This is a genomic window from Haloarcula rubripromontorii (genome assembly GCF_001280425.1).
Classification (GTDB): domain Archaea; phylum Halobacteriota; class Halobacteria; order Halobacteriales; family Haloarculaceae; genus Haloarcula; species Haloarcula rubripromontorii.
Genome location: NZ_LIUF01000004.1, coordinates 543,148 through 564,558, shown reverse-complemented (window position 1 = coordinate 564,558; position 21,411 = coordinate 543,148). Strand labels below are relative to the sequence as shown.

The 21,411-nt window shown below is 52.8% G+C and carries 15 protein-coding genes; 10 read left to right on the top strand and 5 right to left on the bottom strand.

Going from position 1 to position 21,411, the window contains the following annotated elements:
* Window positions 1–771 precede the first annotated feature (771 nt).
* Window positions 772–1,428 carry a helix-turn-helix domain-containing protein gene (locus AMS69_RS14890; protein WP_077067814.1) on the bottom strand — a complete coding sequence of 219 codons (657 nt, stop codon included), beginning with the start codon at window positions 1,426–1,428 and terminating at the stop codon, window positions 772–774.
* A gap of 88 nt (window positions 1,429–1,516) precedes the next feature.
* On the opposite strand from AMS69_RS14890, the gene AMS69_RS14885 reads away from it, so the two are divergent.
* Window positions 1,517–2,203 carry an NADH-quinone oxidoreductase subunit B gene (locus AMS69_RS14885; protein WP_053968838.1) on the top strand — a complete coding sequence of 229 codons (687 nt, stop codon included), beginning with the start codon at window positions 1,517–1,519 and terminating at the stop codon, window positions 2,201–2,203.
* A 23-nt stretch (window positions 2,204–2,226) separates the two neighbouring features.
* On the opposite strand, the gene AMS69_RS14880 is transcribed toward AMS69_RS14885, so the two are convergent.
* Both AMS69_RS14880 and gfo6 read right to left on the bottom strand, forming a co-directional pair.
* Window positions 2,227–3,441 carry an ABC transporter substrate-binding protein gene (locus tag AMS69_RS14880; protein ID WP_053968837.1) on the bottom strand — a complete coding sequence of 405 codons (1,215 nt, stop codon included), beginning with the start codon at window positions 3,439–3,441 and terminating at the stop codon, window positions 2,227–2,229.
* Between the two features lie 898 nt (window positions 3,442–4,339).
* Entirely contained in the window at window positions 4,340–5,410 is a 1,071-nt protein-coding gene (gene gfo6 / locus AMS69_RS14875) for a D-xylose 1-dehydrogenase Gfo6 (RefSeq protein WP_053968836.1), read from the bottom strand.
* A 708-nt stretch (window positions 5,411–6,118) separates the two neighbouring features.
* Between gfo6 and AMS69_RS19805 the strand changes: the two genes are divergently transcribed.
* Window positions 6,119–7,264, top strand: a complete 1,146-nt coding sequence (locus AMS69_RS19805; RefSeq protein WP_077067813.1) for an alpha-D-ribose 1-methylphosphonate 5-triphosphate diphosphatase — start codon at window positions 6,119–6,121, stop codon at window positions 7,262–7,264.
* 59 nt (window positions 7,265–7,323) lie between these two features.
* On the opposite strand, the gene AMS69_RS14870 is transcribed toward AMS69_RS19805, so the two are convergent.
* Entirely contained in the window at window positions 7,324–7,959 is a 636-nt protein-coding gene (locus tag AMS69_RS14870) for a DUF7344 domain-containing protein (RefSeq protein ID WP_053968897.1), read from the bottom strand.
* 791 nt (window positions 7,960–8,750) lie between these two features.
* On the opposite strand from AMS69_RS14870, the gene AMS69_RS14865 reads away from it, so the two are divergent.
* The 4 genes from AMS69_RS14865 (at window position 8,751) to AMS69_RS14850 (ending at window position 13,543) form a co-directional block, all read left to right on the top strand.
* Window positions 8,751–9,032 carry a winged helix-turn-helix domain-containing protein gene (locus AMS69_RS14865; RefSeq protein ID WP_053968835.1) on the top strand — a complete coding sequence of 94 codons (282 nt, stop codon included), beginning with the start codon at window positions 8,751–8,753 and terminating at the stop codon, window positions 9,030–9,032.
* 398 nt (window positions 9,033–9,430) lie between these two features.
* Window positions 9,431–11,281 (top strand): hypothetical protein, encoded by a 1,851-nt coding sequence (locus AMS69_RS14860; RefSeq protein WP_053968834.1) that lies wholly within the window; start codon window positions 9,431–9,433, stop codon window positions 11,279–11,281.
* 381 nt (window positions 11,282–11,662) lie between these two features.
* Window positions 11,663–12,505: a glycosyltransferase family 2 protein gene (locus AMS69_RS14855; RefSeq protein ID WP_053968833.1), complete on the top strand. Its 843-nt coding sequence runs from the start codon at window positions 11,663–11,665 to the stop codon at window positions 12,503–12,505.
* Between the two features lie 123 nt (window positions 12,506–12,628).
* Window positions 12,629–13,543, top strand: coding sequence for a DUF1616 domain-containing protein (locus AMS69_RS14850; protein ID WP_238378510.1), 915 nt, complete (start codon window positions 12,629–12,631; stop codon window positions 13,541–13,543).
* 67 nt (window positions 13,544–13,610) lie between these two features.
* Here the strand turns inward: AMS69_RS14850 and AMS69_RS14845 are convergent, their stop codons facing one another.
* On the bottom strand, window positions 13,611–14,783 hold the full coding sequence (locus tag AMS69_RS14845; RefSeq protein ID WP_053968831.1) for a glycosyltransferase: 1,173 nt from the start codon (window positions 14,781–14,783) through the stop codon (window positions 13,611–13,613).
* A 266-nt stretch (window positions 14,784–15,049) separates the two neighbouring features.
* Between AMS69_RS14845 and asnB the strand changes: the two genes are divergently transcribed.
* The 4 genes from asnB (at window position 15,050) to AMS69_RS14825 (ending at window position 21,307) form a co-directional block, all read left to right on the top strand.
* Window positions 15,050–16,939, top strand: a complete 1,890-nt coding sequence (gene asnB / locus AMS69_RS14840; protein WP_274378013.1) for an asparagine synthase (glutamine-hydrolyzing) — start codon at window positions 15,050–15,052, stop codon at window positions 16,937–16,939.
* A 130-nt stretch (window positions 16,940–17,069) separates the two neighbouring features.
* A complete protein-coding gene (locus AMS69_RS14835; protein ID WP_053968829.1) occupies window positions 17,070–18,260 on the top strand; it encodes a glycosyltransferase family 4 protein in 1,191 nt (396 codons plus the stop codon).
* Between the two features lie 235 nt (window positions 18,261–18,495).
* Window positions 18,496–20,286 (top strand): hypothetical protein, encoded by a 1,791-nt coding sequence (locus AMS69_RS14830; RefSeq protein WP_053968828.1) that lies wholly within the window; start codon window positions 18,496–18,498, stop codon window positions 20,284–20,286.
* 64 nt (window positions 20,287–20,350) lie between these two features.
* A complete protein-coding gene (locus AMS69_RS14825; RefSeq protein ID WP_053968827.1) occupies window positions 20,351–21,307 on the top strand; it encodes a glycosyltransferase family 2 protein in 957 nt (318 codons plus the stop codon).
* Window positions 21,308–21,411: the final 104 nt, after the last annotated feature.

The window sequence follows — 21,411 nt, the reverse complement described above, 5'->3', positions numbered from 1 at the left end:
ATTGAACTCTAAATAAGGGAAAAGTTTATATTGGTGTGTGTAGAGCTAGACCGTAGTGCAATTTGATAGACGCAACACAAACGACTACACTGTTAGGTGGTAGTCTGTCTAGACTAGACGAACTACATTTCCACTCAACAATTGCCGTCTCTGCTTCCCCCCTCCCTGTCTTTTTCGAAGAACAGCGGACAAAGTGGGGTGGGAGTCTTGGCTCCGCCTATTTGTCTGATTCACACTCCTCAACCCTTCTCTGGACAAATAATAGCGGTAGCGTAGCTCTGGAACACACCATTGTGTCCGCTGTTCTCTTCTCCGGCCGCCAGAACAGCGGACATCGTGGTGTGCCTATGCCGGAATTACACCACGATGTCCGCAGTAATAAGCTCCTGATTTCTCAAACGCCCGGTGGAACAGCGGACATTGTGGTGTCTACTTAGAACTATGCGCTCTTTCCATCGGTCAGACGCCACAATGTCCGCAGTAATATGGCTGTATAGACCTTCTAACATAGTATTACTGCAGACACTGTGGTGTTCTGCGTCCTGCTGTTCGCTTGGTAACTCGTAGTGACCAGTGCAGCGCCCTCGAATATTCACCATGGCCGCTACTGGACCTATATCGTCACTGAATACTACCTGTTTTACCGTTCGCCTGCGTGCCAATCATCACGATACCGAACTATCCAACTGACGGGTTCTGCTGTCTCCCTCCCAGTCGAACAACTCTGATACAAATTGGTGTACCGACATCTTACTGTCTCTGTGACAACTGTCACCGGAACACACGTTCGACAAGCTGTGCCTCCGCTTTCCTGAGATGGTTCGACGCGGTACTGGGCGCACAACCGAGTTCCTTAGCGACGTCCTCGACACTCCCAGTTCGTGGGACATCGTAGTAACCGGCTTCCCGTCCCGCAGCGAGCGCTTCGCGCTGGCGTGAAGTAAGGTCGGTTTCGAATGTTCCGGGACTGGCATCGTATTCACCGACTTTTCGGACATTTACCGTAATTCCGTCTGGGAGTTCCCTCCGGACGTCTTCGAGAACAGCAGGCTCCCCGACGACGTCAAACAACACAATTCCGTTCGGTCGGTAGGCAACCGGCGGGACGACCATTAGCGTCGGTTGCTCGAACGCCGTGTAGAACTGCCGTGATTGGTCAGTCTCTCGGCCACGGACGAACGCGTAGAACGCCTCGTCCCGAACGGGTGTAATATCGTAGCTCTCCATGGCTTCAACCGTAGAAAGCGCCGATTCGTAGGGCTCCCGGTCGCCGACGACATAGAACAACGTATAGGCGATCTTGTCCTCGACGCCGACTTTCCATGTGACGAGCCATTCGCGCTTGATTGCCTCGCTTTCGGTCATGAAACGATGCATCGGACGCTGATACTCCGATGCATACCTGATTTCCAAGCGGAGATATCTCATGGGCGAGTTCTGAGACGGCTTCGTTATAAACACACTAGTGCATACGACAGTTTGCGTATTCACTCTCAGTAGCTATTTTTCTCTGTTCATGAGCAGTAATCGGCGAAACGTAGACGACGCACAGTCTGACCAGCGAATATCCCGCGGCAGAAGCACGAAGAACCGATGTAATTCTACACTCCGGGAGGTACTTGGCTCGTCTCCGTTCATTCTCACGAAATTCGACACGTTCATGAACTGGGTTCGAGGCTCTTCGATGTTTGTGCTGCAGTTCGGGATTGCCTGTTGTACCATTGAAATGATGGGCACTCTCGCTACGAAACACGACCTTGACCGATTTGCTGCTGGAGTCCCTCGGGCATCACCGAGACAGGCAGACTTGATTATCGTCCCGGGAACCATCGTTTCGAAGTTCGCACCGCGGATGAAGCGCGTCTACGACCAGATGCCCGAACCGAAGTTCGTCGTCTCGATGGGGTCGTGTACCATATCCGGTGGCCCGTTCCAGGAGGGATACAACGTGATCAAGGGTGCAGAACAAGTCATTCCGGTCGATATCCACGTCCCGGGCTGTCCACCACGTCCCGAGGCGCTCATCTACGGCGTCGCCAAGCTACAGGAGCGCATCGCCGAAGGCGAGTCTTCGCCGGTGACGGTCAAGCCGTATGAACTCGAGCAGTTCGGTGATCTTGAACGAGACGAGTTGGTGTCCAAGCTTGCTAGCGAAATCGACGAGAACGACCTCGTCATGCGATACGACTGGAATGCGCCATAGCTTTCAGAGGCGTCTCGACTTCATTATTCGCCTGTAATAATCTTAGCAACGCGGTCGCGGCTGAAAAGCTGTTCATCCGGTGGAATTTCCGGATAGTGGTCCTCATTTTCGTAGGTAGGCCACTCGCCAAAGACATCCGGGTACAGTTGTTTAGCAGTCATTTCGATCTGGAAGAGATTCATGATTGGACCCTGATATCTCATCCCGTGCGCGTACACGCGGTTGTCTTTGACTGCCGCGAGCTCTTTGCCAACGCTGTGTGCGGCAAGTCTTCTGCGGATGTCGTCAATATCGTAGCGTGGTGTCATTCCCCAGAGATGGAGGATTACGTCAGGGTCTGCCTCCAGCATCGTTTCGTAGCCAACCGAACCCCAGAGACCGTCCCATGTCTCATCCCCGAAGGCGTCGTTGGCTGCGAGCGGACGCGTGTCGGCGAGCCAGAATCCCGGCCGGTTGAGGTGATACGTCCAAAACTTCCCGTCACCAAGTGTAACCCGAACTGCTGTCGGCCGTTCTTCCTGCGGTGGTAGGTTCGTCTGGATGGTTTCTATGAGTTCTTCGTGAACTGATCTGAGCTGTTCGTAGCGCTCTCGCTCTCGAAACACGGTGGCTACACGACCGAAGATTTCCCACAGCGTGTAATACCGATAGTCATCACTGTATGGTTCCTGCGGATCGCCGTGTGTTCCGCTGTAGAAATTTCCGAAAAGGGGTCCGATGTTGTCGATAACTTCCTCGATATCGCTCAGATCCCAGTTCTCCTGGGTAATCGCCCATGCGGGATCTAGGAAGTGAATGTCGCTATCGAGGCTGTAAAAGAACTCCTTGCTGAAATTATCGTAAGGGTTCGGAAGGTCTTCCCAGTCAAAAGAGACACCCGAAAGTCGCTCGTAGTAGTGGTTCATCGATGGCCCAGCCATATCTGGGACGAACATCGAATTGATTGCGTCATCGCAATCAAGTGCCACTAGCATGTCCGCATACTGATTGTACATCGTGAAGACATTCTCCGGAATGGAGTCGAACTCGACTTCTCCAACAGGGGAAAGTGAAGCAGTGTATGAGCCGCTATCTGATGGCGTCGCTCCGTCCGTGTCGGTATTGCTTGATGTAGCTGTACTCGCCGATTCAGCACTGTTGCCGGAACAGCCAGCAATGATGGAAGTGCCGAGGAGCAAGCCACCGCCGGAGAGGTAGTGGCGCCGGGTGAAACCTCCTGTATCTCCTGTCTCGTCCATGATTTAGGTTGGCCTAATACCACCTATATGACTTTCGCATTACATGGCTGGCTATGATGGGGGTGTACTAGCAGCTCCAATTGTAACTCACGATTATTGTTCGAACTTCCACAGCAGTCCTCTGAACAACTTCGCTCAATAATGCAGTTAGTCACCGAGGGGTCCCACCAGAGAAACTCGCTAATAACTCCCGAACAGTCGGTTCGCATTGGTGGTGCCAGTTAGTTCACGACAGGAAGTTGCCTCACTACGGATGGCTTCTGACTTGCTTGCAGCGCAAGCGACTGAGCATGCCATCACTGCTATGGATATAGATCAACATTCTCGCTGTCAAAATCAAGCGTGCAGGGTCCACATATGCATCTGAGGAATAGGAGATAAATTGGCCCAATTCGTTTGTAGGTTCGACTTTGATAATGAGATATCGCACTTATGACTCCAAATACTGTCAGATTGCAACTAGCTATCGGTAGCTGAAAATATAACCAAATTCTGTATCGAAGTTCTTCCGTCCCATCAGTAGGCTACCACCCAGAGCAAAACCTTCCCAGAGCACTGGCCGCCGATAGCGTGTCGAGTTGCTGGTGACATATAACACCTGTACAGATGTTATTAGATTCTCGTCTCGTCACTAGGCCATAGGTTTTTACGCGACGTGTAGCGCGATAATTTGTAAACTCTCGGTACACCCCTCAGTTGACGGGGTCTTCCAAAGCTGCTATCCAGTTCCGGATCGGTGGATAGTATAGAACCACGCATCCGGAAGCGTGTTCGAAATACCATCCGGCGAGAGCGCTGTATCTACTTTTGACTGTCACAACACAACAGCGGCATTGGCATAGGAACGAGTCACGAGCCAACGAATCAGCGGCAGGTGTGGAAAACCCGAACGATTTAGTTACAGCTCGACAACGTCACCGCTCTCCGCAGCTTCGTGAATTGCCCGGATGATCCGCATATCCTGGAGACCATGGCGGCCGTCCGGAACAATGTCAGAATCAGTCAGAACGCGGTCAGCGAAGTAATCGAACTCTTCCCGCATTTCGTCCTCCGCATCAAAACTCTCTTGTTCGACAGTTATTGTGGTCTCGTTTCGAGACAGGTGGAGCTTCGCCTTCCCGTGGAACGCTGGACGAATGTCGATCTGTCCGTCGGTGCCCGTTATTTTCAGTTGTGTATCACTGTGGGCATTCTGGCTATCGGTCGTGACCATCTTGATACCGTCCTCCAGCGCAAGCAAGGTCCCAGAACGCTCATCGGGCACGTTTTCAAAGGCCTCTCCATGCGAATCCATCTGCGATTGTACCGCCAGTGGTTCTCGGTCGAGCAGGAACCGAGTCGTGTTAATCGAGTAAATCCCCAAGTCCATCACTGAGGTGCCGTATCCTGACAGGTCCGGATCGAGGCGCCACTGGTCCTTGGCTGGGTTCATTTCAAGCAGCGGCTGGCTGTTGTTTCCGTATACGGATACTGGCTCCCCGATAAATCCGTCTTCGATGAGCTCCTTTGCGCGCCTGACAGCGGGGTCGGTCTGCATCCGATAGGCAATCATCAGCGGCACAGCGGCGTCTTCACAGACCTCGACCATTTCTTCTGCCCGCCCGACCGTCGCTTCCATTGGTTTCTCACACAGGATGGCCTTGCCTAACTCTGCGGCTGTCTCGGCGTATTCCAGATGTAAGGCGTTCGGTGTTCCAATGTAAACAGCATCAAATGCGTTGGCAGCCTCCCCGTTGTGGAACTCTTCGTAACTGATCCCATGGTCGACGCCGTTCTCGTCGGCGAGCCGTTCAGCTTTTTCTGATGAGCTACTTATGAACGTCGTGACCTCACCGAACTCAGAGTCCTGAATCGCGGGGAGCGCCAAGTCGATTGTCCACCAGCCGAGGCCGAGTAGTGCGTACCGAATAGTCCCATCTGTGGTGGTTTGCCAGTCACGCTCGTCATATGTATCAACCCAGTGTTTCATACGAACTTGTTCCAAATGCTGGTCGCTAAAACCTTCGGGTTCTGAAAATGCAACCGCCATGTCAGCGGTAGCATCAAGAGAATCTCCCTACAATTTCGAGTGAACGATGCGTCCTCAACACTGTTGCTTGGTAGCGTCTGATATGGTTGTGAGTAGGGTGGGGTCACCGGAATCGGTCATTTGCTGTACCGTGATATTGATACAAACGGTCGCGTTCTTCACGTAGGTGCTATTATACTCTCTCCCATCATCGGAAAAATAGTGAGAAATCACCGGTCAAATACCCTTGTCCAGTCAGTTAATACGGTATTATGCGAGTAGGTGTAACCTAATAAATATGAATTCACCAGAATTACCCGTATCCTGCGACCGCTACTATGATATTATATAAATATAAGTTAGAAACTATAAACTCCTGACATGTGGGTGACTGTTCAGAATATCATGTGGATATAATCGCTTAGGCTGGGTTTCAAATTCAAACCACGATTCATTGCTGGAGTGGTCTGGGCTCGTTTTTACGAGTCAAGACTGAAACTGACTGGCTTGTCTCCCAGTATCTATATGGTGAAACCACAGCTACAACAATCTATTCTATATAAATATAGACTCTATATCTGGCCATAGCGTAGCCGTAGTAAGCATATATTCATGCTTTTAGACAGTGAGGTGTTACCACATTGATCATCATACAGGGAGTCACAGCACATGAGCGATAATGCAAACCAGACACTAATCTCAGGAGGAACTGTTGTTACGCCTACTGGGAAAATAGAGAACGGGACGGTGACGTTTTCCGACGGAAAAATAGTCTCAGTGGACGCAGACCCTCATGACACCCCCGATATTGATGCGACGGGTAACTATGTCCTGCCTGGACTGATTGACCTCCACGGTGATGACATTGAACGGCATCTCTTTCCGAGAGCCGGGGAGCGTGTCGACACGACTATCGCTCTAGATCGCTGTGATATTGCTAACGTTAGTGCAGGTATTACGACAAAGTATCATGCTATCTCGTTCGAAGATGTTCCGGATGATAACCGGAGTATCGAATTGGCCCGTCGCCTCGCCGAGCAGATACGTGATTTTGACCGCAAAACTGGTGCTCGTGTCGACAACAGGCTTCATATGCGGTGTGAGCTAACAAATGAAGCGGCAGTTGACGCTGTTTCGCAGGAAATCCGGTCAGGGGGCGACCTCGTCTCTCTTGTCTCACACATCCCCGGACAGGGTCAGTTCGCTGGAGAAAATACAATCGCACAACGCTATGACCGTCCTGATACGGAACTAGAAGCAGGCATTCAGGCCCTTGAGACGCGCCGTAGCAGTGTTTCAGACACAGAAATAGTGGCGCGCGCACGAGAGATTACAGATTTAGCGAGCAGTCGAAATATACCGGTCGCCTCACACGATGATGAAACTGTTGCGAGTGTAAATAACGCCGCTGCCATCGGTGTGGACATCAGCGAGTATCCGCTCTCTCACCGTGCTGCGCAGCGTGCAACGGAACTAAACTTGACTGTCGCAATGGGCGCGCCGAATGTGGTTCGCGGTGGGAGCCTGTGGGACGGACCCGACGCGTCTCAGGCAATCAAAGACGGCGTCGTAGACATCCTTTGCAGCGACTTTCGGCCGCAATCATTGCTTAGCTCTGTTTTCATTGAAAACAATGACTCTCTGACAGACCGGGTGGTACGTGTTTCCACTGCGCCAGCTGCTGCTGCCGGCTTGTACGACCGTGGGCGGTTGGAGCGTGGGGCAAGAGCAGATATTATTATTGTTGATCCTACTCCGGCACCATCCATAGAACGAACGTATGTTGCCGGCGATGAAGTGTATCGCTCTGCGTAGCTGACTCACCATCCGTACTGCGTAAAACTTCGGCGCGGAACCAAACGGTTCTTATCCGGCTACTCGCCTTCCGGCATTTCCCGCTCAACTGACCAGTGATACACGGAACACGCGCCTGCAACACCTACGACTAAAGAGAACAGTCCCAACACTATGCTCCCGGGGAGTGAGAAGGCGACAGAGGCAGCGAGGACCATTGCGCCCAGTACCGAAACGGCTGCGTAATACTGATACCACTGTTGATGGGCCTCGCCATCTTCGGAGCGATCGAGGTACTTCTCGAAGTCGTCGGCCTTTTCAGTAAGGGTGATATGCCCACGATCTTGATTAAAATCAACGACGCCGATATCGTCCATCTTTGGGAGATGGCACTGGTAAAGCCCGACATACACGCGCTTGCGCTCACTTGATGTCAACGCATCAGTCGTGGTTTCGTTCTCGATAGCCGCGACGTGTTCTGCAAGCTCCCCAAGAGAGACCTGCTCGTCTCGTTCCCGAAGAAAGTGGAGAACCTCTCTGCGGCGGCTGTTTTTCAGTATTTCAAATATAACATCCAGAGATACATCAGCATCGTCCTGCTCCTGCGACGTCGCCTGGTCGCCACTGCTTTCCGTCCCCGTCGGCGCTGGGACGGATTCGTCGTTTAGTTTATTATCCGGTTCTGCTTCAGTTTGTGCGGTGTCTTTGACTCCCATATTTACCCACTTCCTGTGTGCTGCGACATCGTCCACCCGTCTGGAATCGCGTTCACACAGCCCCCCGGCTGTATCGACGGATCGTTACGCTGTCAGCCAGCATTTCAAATCAACATCACCTTGCCACTTAATACTTTGTTATGTAATATATTAGATAATTTTTCGTTGGTTACCGGTAGGGGTAGTCAGTAGTTGCATTGGTATCCTGGGAGTAACGAGGCTCTCTGAATCAATTTTTGACGATTCCCGGTAAAATACAGCTTCGGTGGGTGGTGGGACAAGAGAAATATACAAGACGGCTGTAATAATGGCTGAACCGCAATAATATCGCGGTTATCCACAATTCTCCTCCTCTCACCGTCTGATATAAATCGTAGCGTATATCGAGCGTTTCTGTGGGCTGTACAAGTAACGTAATCTTATGACCCTCAATTGAGCGGACAGCTATACCGCTGAAACCCTCCTGCATAGACGAAGTTTCCGGTGAACCCCTTCTCTATGAAGCCCTCAGGAATTGCAACCTTACTGGCTTCGAAGTGTTCATATCTGATCAGGAACCTCCTGATGGCCCAATGAGTGGATGAAACGCACTATCAGGAAATCAGATGGAAGCACGGTATTACTCACCATATACTCAGTATGCAGGGTAATCAACCGGCATGGTGTATGGTTACGAAGCGAGACCAAGCGACACAAGCGAAACAATTAACCACAAGCACATGGAATATCACTGTACACGAGTTTGTATCCAAAGATGGTAGCTGGGACACTCGTGCATACGAATAGATACGATGGCAGACTTTGATCAGTGGGATGAAGTGAGCTACGTCATCAGTTCACGGTATCGAGTCGAGACTCTCCGCCGATTGTCAGAAGGCCCCGCGACACCGTCGTTGATCGCGGACGATAGAGACATGAGTATTGCACATGTCTCACGTGCGTTACAAGAGCTTCGTGAGTCGGAACTTGTTGATTTACTAGTTTCGGAAGATCGAAAAAAGGGCCGCGTATACGATATCACGGAGAAAGGTGTCGATATTTGGGAAACAATCGAACGGAAGAACATGGCGTAGCTACCACATCTCGGACTTGCGTTAGCAAGATTGTACGCATGCATCGGCTTAGAACCTTCTCCGTGCTTCATTTTGAGTGGAGCTGAACGTACAACAAATATAGAACTCCTGCGTACGTGATACTCTGTTGCATCAAATCTGAGATTGTGTCACGAGTGGTGTGTTTCCCGGGAATCCAGCTTGCGGCAGTCGTTTAATTGAGTGCCAACGAGCGGTATCAACTCACTACGACTATGCTGGCCGCTGTCACTTTGACGGACGTGTCTGGCGGTAAATGAACGCTACCTGTTCTGAGATGTCTGCTGAGGAAACTCGCTCTTTGATCTTGAATGCAAAGAGCGTCTACCTGCGGGTATAGCGGCCGTAACAATAATGATTTGTAACGTACCTGCGTACGCATGTTGTCAATAGGCTATGGAAAATTACTGATTGGATGCGTTGCTGGACTGGTAGTCCTTGGAGGTGCTACGGTAGGGCTCGGAATCGGTGGCTTCGCTGATGTACCCGCAGATTCGGAGACCACTGTCGGCGAGGACGAACTGGAGATCACCACTGTGCAGTCTCCAGCAGAGATTCGGCCGGACGAGCCGTTGCGTGTACACCTTCGAATAACGAACCCAGGGTCGGCAACGACAACGAAACAGGTAGCGCTACGACTGAGCGGCGACGGGGATCAACAGTCTCCCGAAACAGTAATCACAAAACAAGTTGAGCTTTCGGCAGCTGAACCGACAGACGTGACCTTGGCTGTCGAGCCTGACCAACTCAGCTCCGGAGAGTACACGTACGCCGTTGCTGTCGGTGACTCGTCGTCTCCGGAGACAACTGGTGATGTGGCTGTACTCACTCCGCCCACGTTTGTACTGGCCGATACCACTGCAAACGCTACTATCGTCCGTGGCACGAACGCCTCAATCCGAGCAAACCTGACCAATGTCGGTGCCTATCGCGGCGTCCAGACCGTTCGATTTGCTGTCGATACTGACCGGAACGGCCAATACTCCGACACTGAAACGTTAAACGAGAGCGTATATTCGCTTGCAGGCGGCCAGAGTCAGGTGAGCACTGCCACGGTCAACACTGCTGGTTTGACTCCAGATGAGTATCAATACAAGATCGCCACGGAGAACGTTACAACGACCGGGACCCTCAATGTTCAGCAACCGGCGACGTTCCGGCTACAGAACATGACCGCACCGGCTAACGTAACGAAAGGTGAAACTGCCAACGTCTCCGTTGTCGTCGAGAACGTAGGCGATGTGGGCGGTACCGACAACGTAACGCTCCGCAGTGATTCCACGAATACCACCTATTCACGCTCCGTTTCACTCGCTGCTAACGAGTCGACGACGGTGTCTATTGGGGTGCAAACGACGAATTTGAGCCGCGGGCAACACAACCATTCGCTTGGGACTGCTGCTGACAAGGAGACCGTCTCGATGACGGTAGAGGACAGCCATTTCGAGGTGTCGGATCTGGATGGACCGAACGTCTTGTACGTCGGTGATACAGCTGTGTTCTCCGCGAGCGTAACGAACACTGGCAACGTAACTGGGACCCAATCGATCCAGCATCGCATCGACAGCGATGACGACGACCGACCAGAGACCTATGGAGTCAACAGAACCGTTACGCTTGCACCTGGCGAGTCAAGCCGTGTGCGGTTCGAGATTGAATACACAGTAACTGACTCGACAGATTATCCTGTAGAACCATTAAGTCTGCAGACGTACGTCTATGGTATTTACTCAGAAGACGCGCGTGTGTCAACAGCCATGTCGGTCAAACCGTCGTGGGCTAAGGACGGTGGCGGATCCAGCGGTTCCGGCGGCAGTACTAGTGTCTCTGAGGGTGAGCGCGCGTCGCTTGACGAAATAACGCAGGATAAGTATGGCCTCTACTATAACGAGGTAAGCGGCGAAACGAAGCGCCAGATCGAAGAGATCCATGAACGCCAGCCGTTCGCGGACGGCCTTGCGGTTGCAGAGGTGCGGACGCGTGAGGAGATCGCCCGGCAAGAGTATGGGGCCGACGTGAAGGCTGGCGACAAGTTTAATTTCACTGGGTTAGATATTGAAACACAACAGAAGGTCGAAGCTGACTTCGATTCACAGTTCCAGACTGATTCCGGTGACCGGATTGAGTCGTGGGACGAACTGGCCAACGACACCTACGGAGCGTCGTACGAGAACCTAACCGCCAGTCGCCAGGCGGACATCAGAACGACGTATCAGGATCAATTCGAATAACTCCCTCTCGCCTTTACCGAGTAATCGACGTACACAGGCACTTTTTGGGATTGACCTAATGAGATATTTATCGATCTGATGCCTCACTGTATATGACCGCTAACCCTGGAAAGTAAGGAATAACAATAGATCGATTTCTCCAACATGGCGGCAGAGAGGGCCCCATTGGTGGCCGGTGACTGGCCCTACTACCTACCATGATTACCACTGAACCAGAGGTTGCTGTTGGCGCGTGGGTTGGGCATGAACGCCGACCCGAGATGAGTAGTTCACCTGTCGATAACTCTGTGTACACCGTAGCGGAGTCCCTCCAGCAATGCGACTGTGCTGTGCAACTGACAGAAGCGAAGCGACACGGCTTATTCCCTGGGGGGACATAGCGTGTATAACGGTTCGACAATCGGTGTTGTTGTTCCCGCATACAATGAAGAGGGGTTTATCTGTGACGTCATCGACTCACTTCCGGAGTATGTCGACCAGGTGTTCGTTATCGACGACTGCTCGACAGATGGCACGTGGACCGAGATCAAGGAATACGTGGATACCGAAGTGAAACAGGCAGGTGTGACCGGTGATTCTGCGGAGCAAATAGTTGTTGCCGATGGGGCAGGAACAACGATCTCTGAAAGTCAGACGTTCCTCGACAAACGGATCGTCCCGGTCCGTCACCAGACAAACGGTGGTCGCGGGGCCGCTATACAAACGGGGTACGAACTCGCGCTTATGAGCGGCATGGATGCGATTGCAGTTCTTGATGGCGATGGTCAGATGGATCCGAACATCCTCGATGAGATTCTCGACCCAGTCGTGGAAGGAGAAGCGGATTATGCGAAGGGTAACCGCTTGATATCCCGACGCCACTGTGCACAGATGTCCAACTGGCGGTTTTTCGGGAACGCGCTCCTCACGATATTGACAAAGATTGCAAGCGGACACTGGGAGATGCGCGACCCACAGAACGGATACACCGCGATTTCCGCAACAGCGCTCGAAGAACTCTCGCTGAACGATCTGTTTGACGACTACGGGTTCCTGAACGATATGCTCATCCAGTTAGACGCTAATGGAATGACCGTACGAGACGTACCGATGGAGGCTTTTTACGGCGACGAGTCGAGTGGGATCAGATACGGTTCGTTCGTTCCGAAGCTATCTCTTCTGTTATTTCGTGGGTACATCTGGCGGTTACAACAAAAGTATCTCTCCCGAACGAAATCGGAGTAACCACTCCGTGCGGGTGTTCGTCGTTTCCAGACACCGCAAGCGACATACTCAAAGACTGGTATGCAGTTGTTACTTATCATGTCGCAGGCGTGAGCGGAACGCATGGGAAGGTGGTCTGATACTTTGCCAGCGACTGTCGATTTGCTTGCTGCCGTTGGGTACACAGCAGTTGTGCTCCTCGCCTTACTGTCGTCTCTTGACGGCATTTTCCTCGCAGCCGTCGCCCTCCCGTTCTTACTATTCGTCCCGGGCTATGCCGTGGTCGCGTCACTGTTTCCCACTTGGAACCCGGAGTACGAGAACCACCGATTGATCGTCACCGAACGGATACTGTACTCAGTTGCGGCGAGTATCTGTTTGGCAATCATCGTTGGAGTCAACCTTGAGTTCACACCGTGGCCAATTCGCCCGATACCAGTTCTCACTACCCTTGCTATTATCACTGTGGTGGCATCTGGGATCGCGGGGTATCGGCGCCACAGAAGGACACCGACTGGTCTCGGGCAGGCTTCGACACCCTCTGAAAACTCACGGGCCGCCAGTCGACGTTCCAACGGAGAAGGGATACAGCTGGGGACTATCGTTGTGGGTGTGGCGATACTCGTCGCATTCGCCAGCGTAACCTTGGTCGCGGCTCAGCCACAACGCGGTGAAGCCTACACAGAGTTCGGACTGCTGACCGAGAATGAGACTGGCGATCTGGAGGCCAGTGGCTATCCAGAACAGATCGCGATGGGTGAGTCCGAACAGATGTATTTCACTGTCATCAACCACGAGATGGAGACAACTGAGTATGTCGTCGTCGTGCAGTTAGCCAGAACCGCACCGACGGGAGAGGTGATTGAGCGCACACGTCTCGACAGTTATGATAACCGGACCGCGGCTGGAGACCGGTGGCTGCAGCGGCACACGGTTACGCCAGTACTGGAAGGGGAGCGCTTACGGTTGACGTATCTACTGTACAAGGGAAGTCTCCCCGAGCAACCCACAGCTGAGAACGCGTATCGTGAGACTCACATCTGGGTCGACGTACCGTGAGCGACCAATAACAGGTAACTGAGAGTCAGTTTTGGACAGCTTGATGATTGTTGTAAGCTACGGTCACTCACGATGATGGAGCAGGCGGCTCGGATCGGGTGCCGATATCATCAGTGCTATCCACCGACGCGAAGCTTCGAATAAAGGCTTCGTACTGGTCTATCACGGCCGCCGGGGCGAAATTGTTCGCACGCTCAACCAGTACATCACTCGGGAGTGGATCGTCGAGCGTTCTCTGAATGGCCGCTGCAAGTCCTTCGTCGTCATCGACATCGACGAGTGGGCCGTACTCACCGTCTTTGAGGATCTCCGCCGGGCCACTGGGACAATCAGTCGAGACGACTGGACATCCGCAGGCAAGCGCCTCTATAAGAACGGTCGGTAAACCCTCGTGGACTGAAGACATTGCGAGGACATCCGCACCCGCCATGTAGCCGTAGGGATTGTCGACAAAACCAGGAAACGAAACCACGTCGTCGATGCCTAACTCGGCCGCCAACGTTTCGAGTTCGGTCCGCTTTGATCCGCGACCGACTACTATTGCACGCGTGTCCGGTCGAGCGGCATGAACTCGTTCGAAAGCGTGGAGAAACGACCCAAAGTTCTTCGCTCTCTCCAAGCGTCCGACACCGAGAACGACACTTCGGTTCGCAGAGTCGACCCAGGGATGCTCCACCGACTCCCCTGCTCGCTCCTGTACCTCACTGACCGGGATCGGATTGTGGAGAACGGACACCTTCTCGCGGTCGACGCCGACGTGTTCCACGACGCTGTCGGCGACACCTTCTGAAACGGCGACGAACTGGTCTGATTGGTGAGCGAGGCGACGCTGCAGCCACTGGACCAGCTTCTCTTTCGATTCCTCCTGCATTCCAAGCGTGTTGTGGATCGTCGAGATAGTGACCGTATCAGCACCCGATAGAACCTGTGAAGCCATGTGAATGACGTTAGCATATGTCATTTGTGAAAAGAGTATTTGCGGAGAACGTCGACGCAGATAGCGAACGAGAGCAGGAACGCTCGCACCGATCCCTATCCCTGGTATCCGCTGCGTTCCGAGGTCGACGACGTTTACTGTTCCAGCAACATCGGACCGGAAGTCACCCTCATGATATGATACGACAAGGTCTACGTCATATCCGCGCTGAGAGAGCCCGTTCGCGACAGAAACTGTCACACGCTCGGCACCACCGATTGTCAGAGAGGGAACGAAGAACGCTATCGGCCCAGTGTTACCCATTAGTTTCACCATCTGTGTCAGAGGGCTTGTTTATACTCACCCTACGCCGATTCATCGGATGCGTTTCTGACCTTCCAGCAGTGATTTGATTGATTCCAATGTCTTGAATCGGTAAACCAGGTAGCGTGGCGGGACAGAACTCCTCCGTGGGGGCGACCAGCGGACTGGCAATACTGATGTGGGTGGCGTAGAGCAAAAGATAATCCGTCTAGTTCGTCTGTGTAGGGAGGGTATAATTTTGAGCACTGGTGTAGAGTACCCGAACAATGTGTGGAATCTGTGGTCAGTATATTCGATCTGGCTCACCTACAACCGATGTTCTTGAACGTATGAACGACTGTCAGTGTCACCGAGGTCCTGACGACGATGGGATTTTCAGAGATGGAAGTGTTGGGCTCGCGCACCGACGACTCAGTATCATCGACCCCGAGAGCGGCGGCCAGCCGATCCACAACGAGGACGGTACGGTAACCGTCATCTTCAACGGAGAGATCTATAATTACGGTCGTCTCAAAGACCGACTCACGTCCGCCGGACACAGGTTTACCACTGAGACTGACACGGAAGTGTTGGTTCATCTCTACGAAGAAGAAGGTCCCAGTTTTGTCGACGAACTAGACGGAATGTTTGCGTTCGCTCTGTGGGACAGTGACCGCGCCCGTCTGTTACTAGCCCGTGACCCGATGGGAATCAAGCCGCTCGTTCTCGCCGAAACTGACGACAAGCTTGCATTCGCCTCCGAACTCCCATCGTTGTTCGAGAGCGAGATGGAACTCGGCGGCATAGATCGAGACGCACTGGCTCAGTACTTCGCATTCGGCTATATTCCTGCGCCGAAAACGGCCTTCCGTAACGTCTCGAAGGTCCGACCCGGCGAGCGGATACTCGTATCCGACGATGGGATCGACCGAGAAAAATACCACGACCCCTCGATCACGCCTCGTGACCCTGATATTGACACTGCTGCCGCACACCTCCGCTCGCTCGTCGAATCGGCGGTGGAAAAACGCCTTATGGCTGATGTTGAACTCGGAGCGTTCCTCAGTGGGGGGATCGATTCGACGATAATTGTCGGGACGATGGCACAGCTACTCGATGAGCCCGTAAAGACGTTTACCGTCGGTTTCAATCAGGATCGATTCGACGAATCCTGGGCGGCACGAGAGGTGGCGTCTTTCCACAACACCGACCATCACGAGATCACGCTCACGGCGAATGATGTCCGTGAATCCGTGCCAGATGTGCTGAATAAACTGGGGGAGCCCTTCGCCGACCCGGCACTGATGCCGAGTTATGCTGTGTCCCGAGCCACGAGAAATAACGTCAAGGTCGCACTCTCGGGAGACGGTGCCGACGAACTGTTCGCTGGCTATGATAAGTACCGAGTTGAGTCCCTGTCAAAATACTATCGAGCGCTGCCATCCCAGATACGAAAGTACGCCGTTGAACCGGCTGTGAATGCGCTACCAGCCTCACGCGGGACTGCAATCGGTGACGCCGTATACAAAGGACAGTGGTTCATAAACCGAAGCGGAGAACGATCGGTTCCAGAACGTCACTTCGATTTAATGCGTGTATCCGATGACCAAGCCATCCAGTCCGTCACAAACGTTGACCCAATCGAAGCCGGGCAGACCACGCTCCGTACACAGCACGCCGCGATATCACCTGAGTTGACTGATAGGGCGAGTTTGGCACGGATACAGGCTGTTGACACCCGCTTGTCGCTCCCAGATCAGATGCTCACGAAAGTCGACCAGGCCAGTATGTACAACTCACTTGAGGTGCGTGTTCCGTTCCTCGATACTGATGTCGTTGAGTATGCACTCAGTCTCCCGACAGACCACAAACTAACTGGCCGTGATCGAAAGCGCGTGCTGAAACGAGCTTTCGATGATGTGCTGCCGGAGTCTATCTTACAGCGAAACAAACACGGGTTCGATATGCCGATCGGTGAGTGGTTCAAACACGAACTTGCCGACGAGTTTGTCTCGATGGTCCGTTCTACCGAGCTAGGCATTCTTGACACCGCTGCGATTTTAGACCTATTCGAAGAACATCTCAACGGAAACCACGATCATTCGCGGTTCCTCTGGACTGTATACGTCTTCAAACACTGGGCGCTGCGCATGGAAGAACAGGGGGTCATCGAATAGGAATACGGGGTAAGGATTCACTGTGATGGCACGCCACAAATTGGTGCCACAAACTGGTTATAGAGGCGTATTACTCAAAAAATCGGACTATTAACTATACCTGTCTCTCTGTAAAGGTCGGGCGAAATAAATGCATATACTCCGGGTCGCCCAGGACATCTTTCCTGAAACTGTCGGTGGTGCGCCATATCACATACATGCCCTGAGCCGCGATCAGGCTGCGATGGGCCACGAGGTCACTGTTTTGACTGTCTCGGACGATGTCGAAGAGCGCGAGGTCACTGATCAGAACGGGTACACCCTGATCAAACAACCGCCGAAGCTAGAGCTCCTTGGCAACCAGATTTTCGCCAACACCGTTCGCGATTTACGCGGCATGGAAGACTACGACGTGGTTCACGCTCACTCTCACCTGTTTTTCTCGAGTAACGTGGCCGCACTGTACTGCCGATTAGCCGATATTCCAGTTGCAATCACATGTCACGGCCTCAACTCACAACGAGGCCCGTTCTGGTTCTCGCGTGCACACCTTCGTACGTTGGGCAAGTGGACGTATGACTCGGCCGATGTCACGCTTTGCTACACTGATGTCGAGCAATCGAAACTCCGTGATCTCGGTGTCGATGCTGACATCGCGGTTGTAAACAACGGGATCGATACTAACCGCTTCTCACCCGCGGGAGAAGATTATTCCCGTATCGCGAACCAGAGCGGCCAAGCAATCGTATTTGTTGGCCGCTTAGTCGACGGGAAGCGCCCTCAAGACGTGTTAGCTGCGTTCGATACGATACGAGAGCGCTGTCCGGACGCATCGCTGTTTTTCTGCGGCGATGGCCCACTCCGGGACAGTCTTGAATCGACGGTCGCTGACAGGGGACTTACAGATGCCGTGGAGTTTCTGGGCCGGGTCTCCTATCAGCAAATGCCCTCGGTCTTCCGAGCAGCGGACCTCTTTGTCCTTCCGAGTCGGACCGAAGGGTTTCCACGGACAGTTATTGAAGCGTTAGCCTGTGAAACACCAGTCGTTGCCAGCGATCTTGAACAGACCTCGAAAATAGTCAACCAAACTGGAAAAACAGTCCAAGTTGGCAATGTTGAGGGATTCGCGACGGCGATTGCCGATCTGCTTAGCGATCCGCACCACCTCTCAGAGCTCGGAAAGTACGGTCGAGAAATCGTCACGACACGCTACAATTGGGCAGAAACAGTGCAGGCAACGACGAAAATACTGGGCCAAGTGGCTGAACCCGGTGACTCTGTGGCTCAAGATAAAACAGAGGTGACTAGCAGTCCCGCGCCCGCGATCAAGGACGAACGCTGAACGAATGGCGCGTCGAGCCTCGCTTAGTTCAGGTTGCGCAATTGAATCCCCCTGTTGCGTTTTCATAACCCGAGCAACGCTGTGGTTAAGATGGTTTGTTGGCGCTGGTCGGGGCCTGCATCTGGTGAGAGCAATCACCTCAAACACGTTAGTCGCTGATTACTTATTATCTACCGTACGTACAACTGGGCAAGACGTTGATATCACACTGCGTGGCGGGTCAGAAGGGTAATAAATGAGTCACGAGACAAATTTCGATCGGGAATCGTTTGACAGCTTCGAGTTCGCCAACCGTGACATTCAAGAATATCTGGTCATACTCCTGTCCGGGATTCTTGTCCTTGAGACCGCGCTCTTCCTCTCCATTCAACCGGTAACCGGATATGAAACCTCGCTGGTGGACGGACTGTCCCGGCTGTTCTGGTTCGCTTTCTACTCCGTCATGATTGGTGGCATATTGACATTGATAGCAGCAGCTATTACCCGAACGGGGTACTGGCGACATGGTCTTGGCCTCGTCGTTTCAAACTACGCGCTGTATTTCTTTCTCCCGAAAGCTCGCGGCTATCGGTTCTATGGACAGGGAACAGCAGATGCACTGCAACACTTCGGCGATGTCAGGGCAATCCTTGAAACTGGCTCACTTCCCGGAATCTGGTATCCCGGTGAACACGTGTTGATGGCCGAGATGGCGATGCTGGGTGTCCCCATGGACGCGATGCCGTACCTGGTCGCGTTGTTGTTTACGACCCTTCACATCATCGGAATCGGGGTCCTTGTGAAGACACTCTCAGATAAACGAGGGAGTCTGGCAGCCGGCTTAGCAGCGGGCAGCGCACTCCTGTATACGACCTTCCATCTCTCAAACCATCCGGCGATGAACTCATTCATGATTGTCCCGGTCCTGCTCACGCTTACGGAACTGTATCGACGGAGTAACGACAATGAGTACCTTCTCCTGATCCTCCTATTTGGTCTGTTTGTCATTTACTCGCACCCGATGACAACTCTGTTTATGTTGGGTATACTACTGTTGACATCTGTGTATTCGGGGGTGTTCGGACGACTTTCCCTGTCGTCTACCCCGCAACTCAGCCCGCGGCTCGGCGTGGCCTTCTTTCCGCTCCTCTTCGCCTGGCTTACTAATTTCGGGCAGACGCGCCAGGCCATCATAAAGGTCGTTGCGTCGCAGGATGAGGTGAACCCAGCGGCTAGAGAGGTACAGCGAGCCGGCTCAGTTCAGTTCTCACCGATGGAACTCGCTGAGAAATTCATCACCCTGTACGGTTCGACCACAATTTACTTCGCTATCGCTGGGTTATTCGTTCTGTTCACGTTATACTGGTTTCTTTCCAAAGGGATGCAGTACGACTGGGGTTTCGGTTCGGTTCACTTCGTCGCGGGACTCGCCGTCGCAGCAGTCTTCCTCCTGAGCAATCTTATCGTGAAGGGAATAATCAGAGTAAACAGATACGCACTCCTGTTCGCTGCAGTCCTTGTCGGGCTGGCGCTCATCAATAGCGCTATCAGGCGGCACTCGGTGATCACCGTTTGCCTGACGGTACTCGTGCTTTTGAGCGCCTGTCTCGCAGCCAATGCTGCCTACGAGCCGAACCGACACATGACGTACGCAGAGTATGACGGGTCCCAATTCATGGCGACAAATATCGATGAAGGGGTTCCTATTCATGCAATGGATACGTCACACAAGATGGAAGCGTTCGTCTTGGGGACAAACCATCCGCGCTACTACCCGCAGAGTTTCAGTATGGGAAATAACTTGCCACGGAATCTCGGCTATTTCAGTCCGGATGTTATCGCATCCGACACGTTCGGGCGGAGCTACGTCGTCACGAAAACGCACGATGTCAAACAGCACACTGCGTCGTATTATACAAAAGACCAGCAGGAGTATCTATTCCGATACGATGAAGACAGTCTGGTGCGGATGCACAACGACCCGACGGCAAACAAGGTGTACACCAATGGTGGGTTCACTGGCTGGTCTGTGGCGCCCCAAAATTAGCCAGCAGGGTGAGGCATAGCTAGACACTAACTTTACTTCGATACCGCAAACCACCACCAGCCACATGCCAAATCCGCTCGTCAGCGTTGTCCTTCCGACATATAAACGACCGGACAAGCTTCGGAGTGCAGCACGGAGCGTTGCAGGTCAGACGTACTCAAACATCGAACTCATCGTTGTAGACGATCACTCCCCGCAGCCGGCAGCTGATACACTTGCTGGAGAGTCGTTGGAGGGTATCGAAGTCAACTGTGTCCGTCACGAAGAGAACAGAGGAGCGAATCAGGCACGGAACACAGGAATTCAACGGGCAGAAGGCGAATACATCGCGTTGTTAGATGACGATGACGCCTGGGACTCAGAAAAGATTGCTCGACAGGTCTCCGAGATGGAAGAGAGCGCTGACAGTGTCGGGGTAGTCTACACTGGATGTGAGTACGATTACGGAGACTACACACGGGAGGTTATCTTTACCGCCGAAGGGAACGTGACCAAGGATCTCCTCTCAGGTGAGTCATTCGGTGAATTCTCGACACTGATGGTCGCGGCAGACATTATCCAGCGAGCTGGCCTCCCTGACGAACGGTTTCCCAGCTGGCAAGATAGGGAGTGGCTGATACGGCTCTCGCTACATGCTGAATTTCGCGTAATCCAAGAAGTATTGACACGTCGGCATTGTCCCCAAGGGACGGATCGAATCAGCAATAACTACACTGAAAAGCGAGACATCTCTTACCCGCTGATGGTTGAGAAACACCGGAGGCTCGCTGCGGGGTACGGACGAAAATACGAGCGGGCCTTTCTCGCGTCACTGCTGTTCATTCTTGGACAGGAAGCGCTACGCGCCAGAGCGTACTCTGATGCGAGAACGCAGTTACTTAAATCAGTGTATTATTGGCCGTTTCGAGCCGATAGATGGATGTTCGCACTCGCTGCACTTGGGGGCAGATTGAGCTATAAGCCGGCGAAAAACGCAATGAAGGCCCTCAACTCAATCAAAAGTGAAGCAATTACGAAATGAGGTGTATTAGATAAATGTTCTGCCCGGCCACCTGGTAGTGTTTTTATCTGTTGTTTCATACTCCGTAGGGGTGTCTTTACTATACTGTTGTAGTAGCCACCCTC

What these genes read in the sequence shown, in the direction of transcription:
- AMS69_RS14890 (WP_077067814.1), bottom strand. Translation starts at nt 1,428, where the DNA reads ATGAGATATCTCCGCTTGGAAATCAGGTATGCATCGGAGTATCAGCGT.
- AMS69_RS14885 (WP_053968838.1), top strand. Translation starts at nt 1,517, where the DNA reads ATGAGCAGTAATCGGCGAAACGTAGACGACGCACAGTCTGACCAGCGA.
- AMS69_RS14880 (WP_053968837.1), bottom strand. Translation starts at nt 3,441, where the DNA reads ATGGACGAGACAGGAGATACAGGAGGTTTCACCCGGCGCCACTACCTC.
- gfo6 (WP_053968836.1), bottom strand. Translation starts at nt 5,410, where the DNA reads ATGAAACACTGGGTTGATACATATGACGAGCGTGACTGGCAAACCACC.
- AMS69_RS19805 (WP_077067813.1), top strand. Translation starts at nt 6,119, where the DNA reads ATGAGCGATAATGCAAACCAGACACTAATCTCAGGAGGAACTGTTGTT.
- AMS69_RS14870 (WP_053968897.1), bottom strand. Translation starts at nt 7,959, where the DNA reads ATGGGAGTCAAAGACACCGCACAAACTGAAGCAGAACCGGATAATAAA.
- AMS69_RS14865 (WP_053968835.1), top strand. Translation starts at nt 8,751, where the DNA reads ATGGCAGACTTTGATCAGTGGGATGAAGTGAGCTACGTCATCAGTTCA.
- AMS69_RS14860 (WP_053968834.1), top strand. Translation starts at nt 9,431, where the DNA reads ATGTTGTCAATAGGCTATGGAAAATTACTGATTGGATGCGTTGCTGGA.
- AMS69_RS14845 (WP_053968831.1), bottom strand. Translation starts at nt 14,783, where the DNA reads ATGGGTAACACTGGGCCGATAGCGTTCTTCGTTCCCTCTCTGACAATC.
- asnB (WP_274378013.1), top strand. Translation starts at nt 15,050, where the DNA reads ATGTGTGGAATCTGTGGTCAGTATATTCGATCTGGCTCACCTACAACC.
- AMS69_RS14835 (WP_053968829.1), top strand. Translation starts at nt 17,070, where the DNA reads ATGCATATACTCCGGGTCGCCCAGGACATCTTTCCTGAAACTGTCGGT.
- AMS69_RS14830 (WP_053968828.1), top strand. Translation starts at nt 18,496, where the DNA reads ATGAGTCACGAGACAAATTTCGATCGGGAATCGTTTGACAGCTTCGAG.
- AMS69_RS14825 (WP_053968827.1), top strand. Translation starts at nt 20,351, where the DNA reads ATGCCAAATCCGCTCGTCAGCGTTGTCCTTCCGACATATAAACGACCG.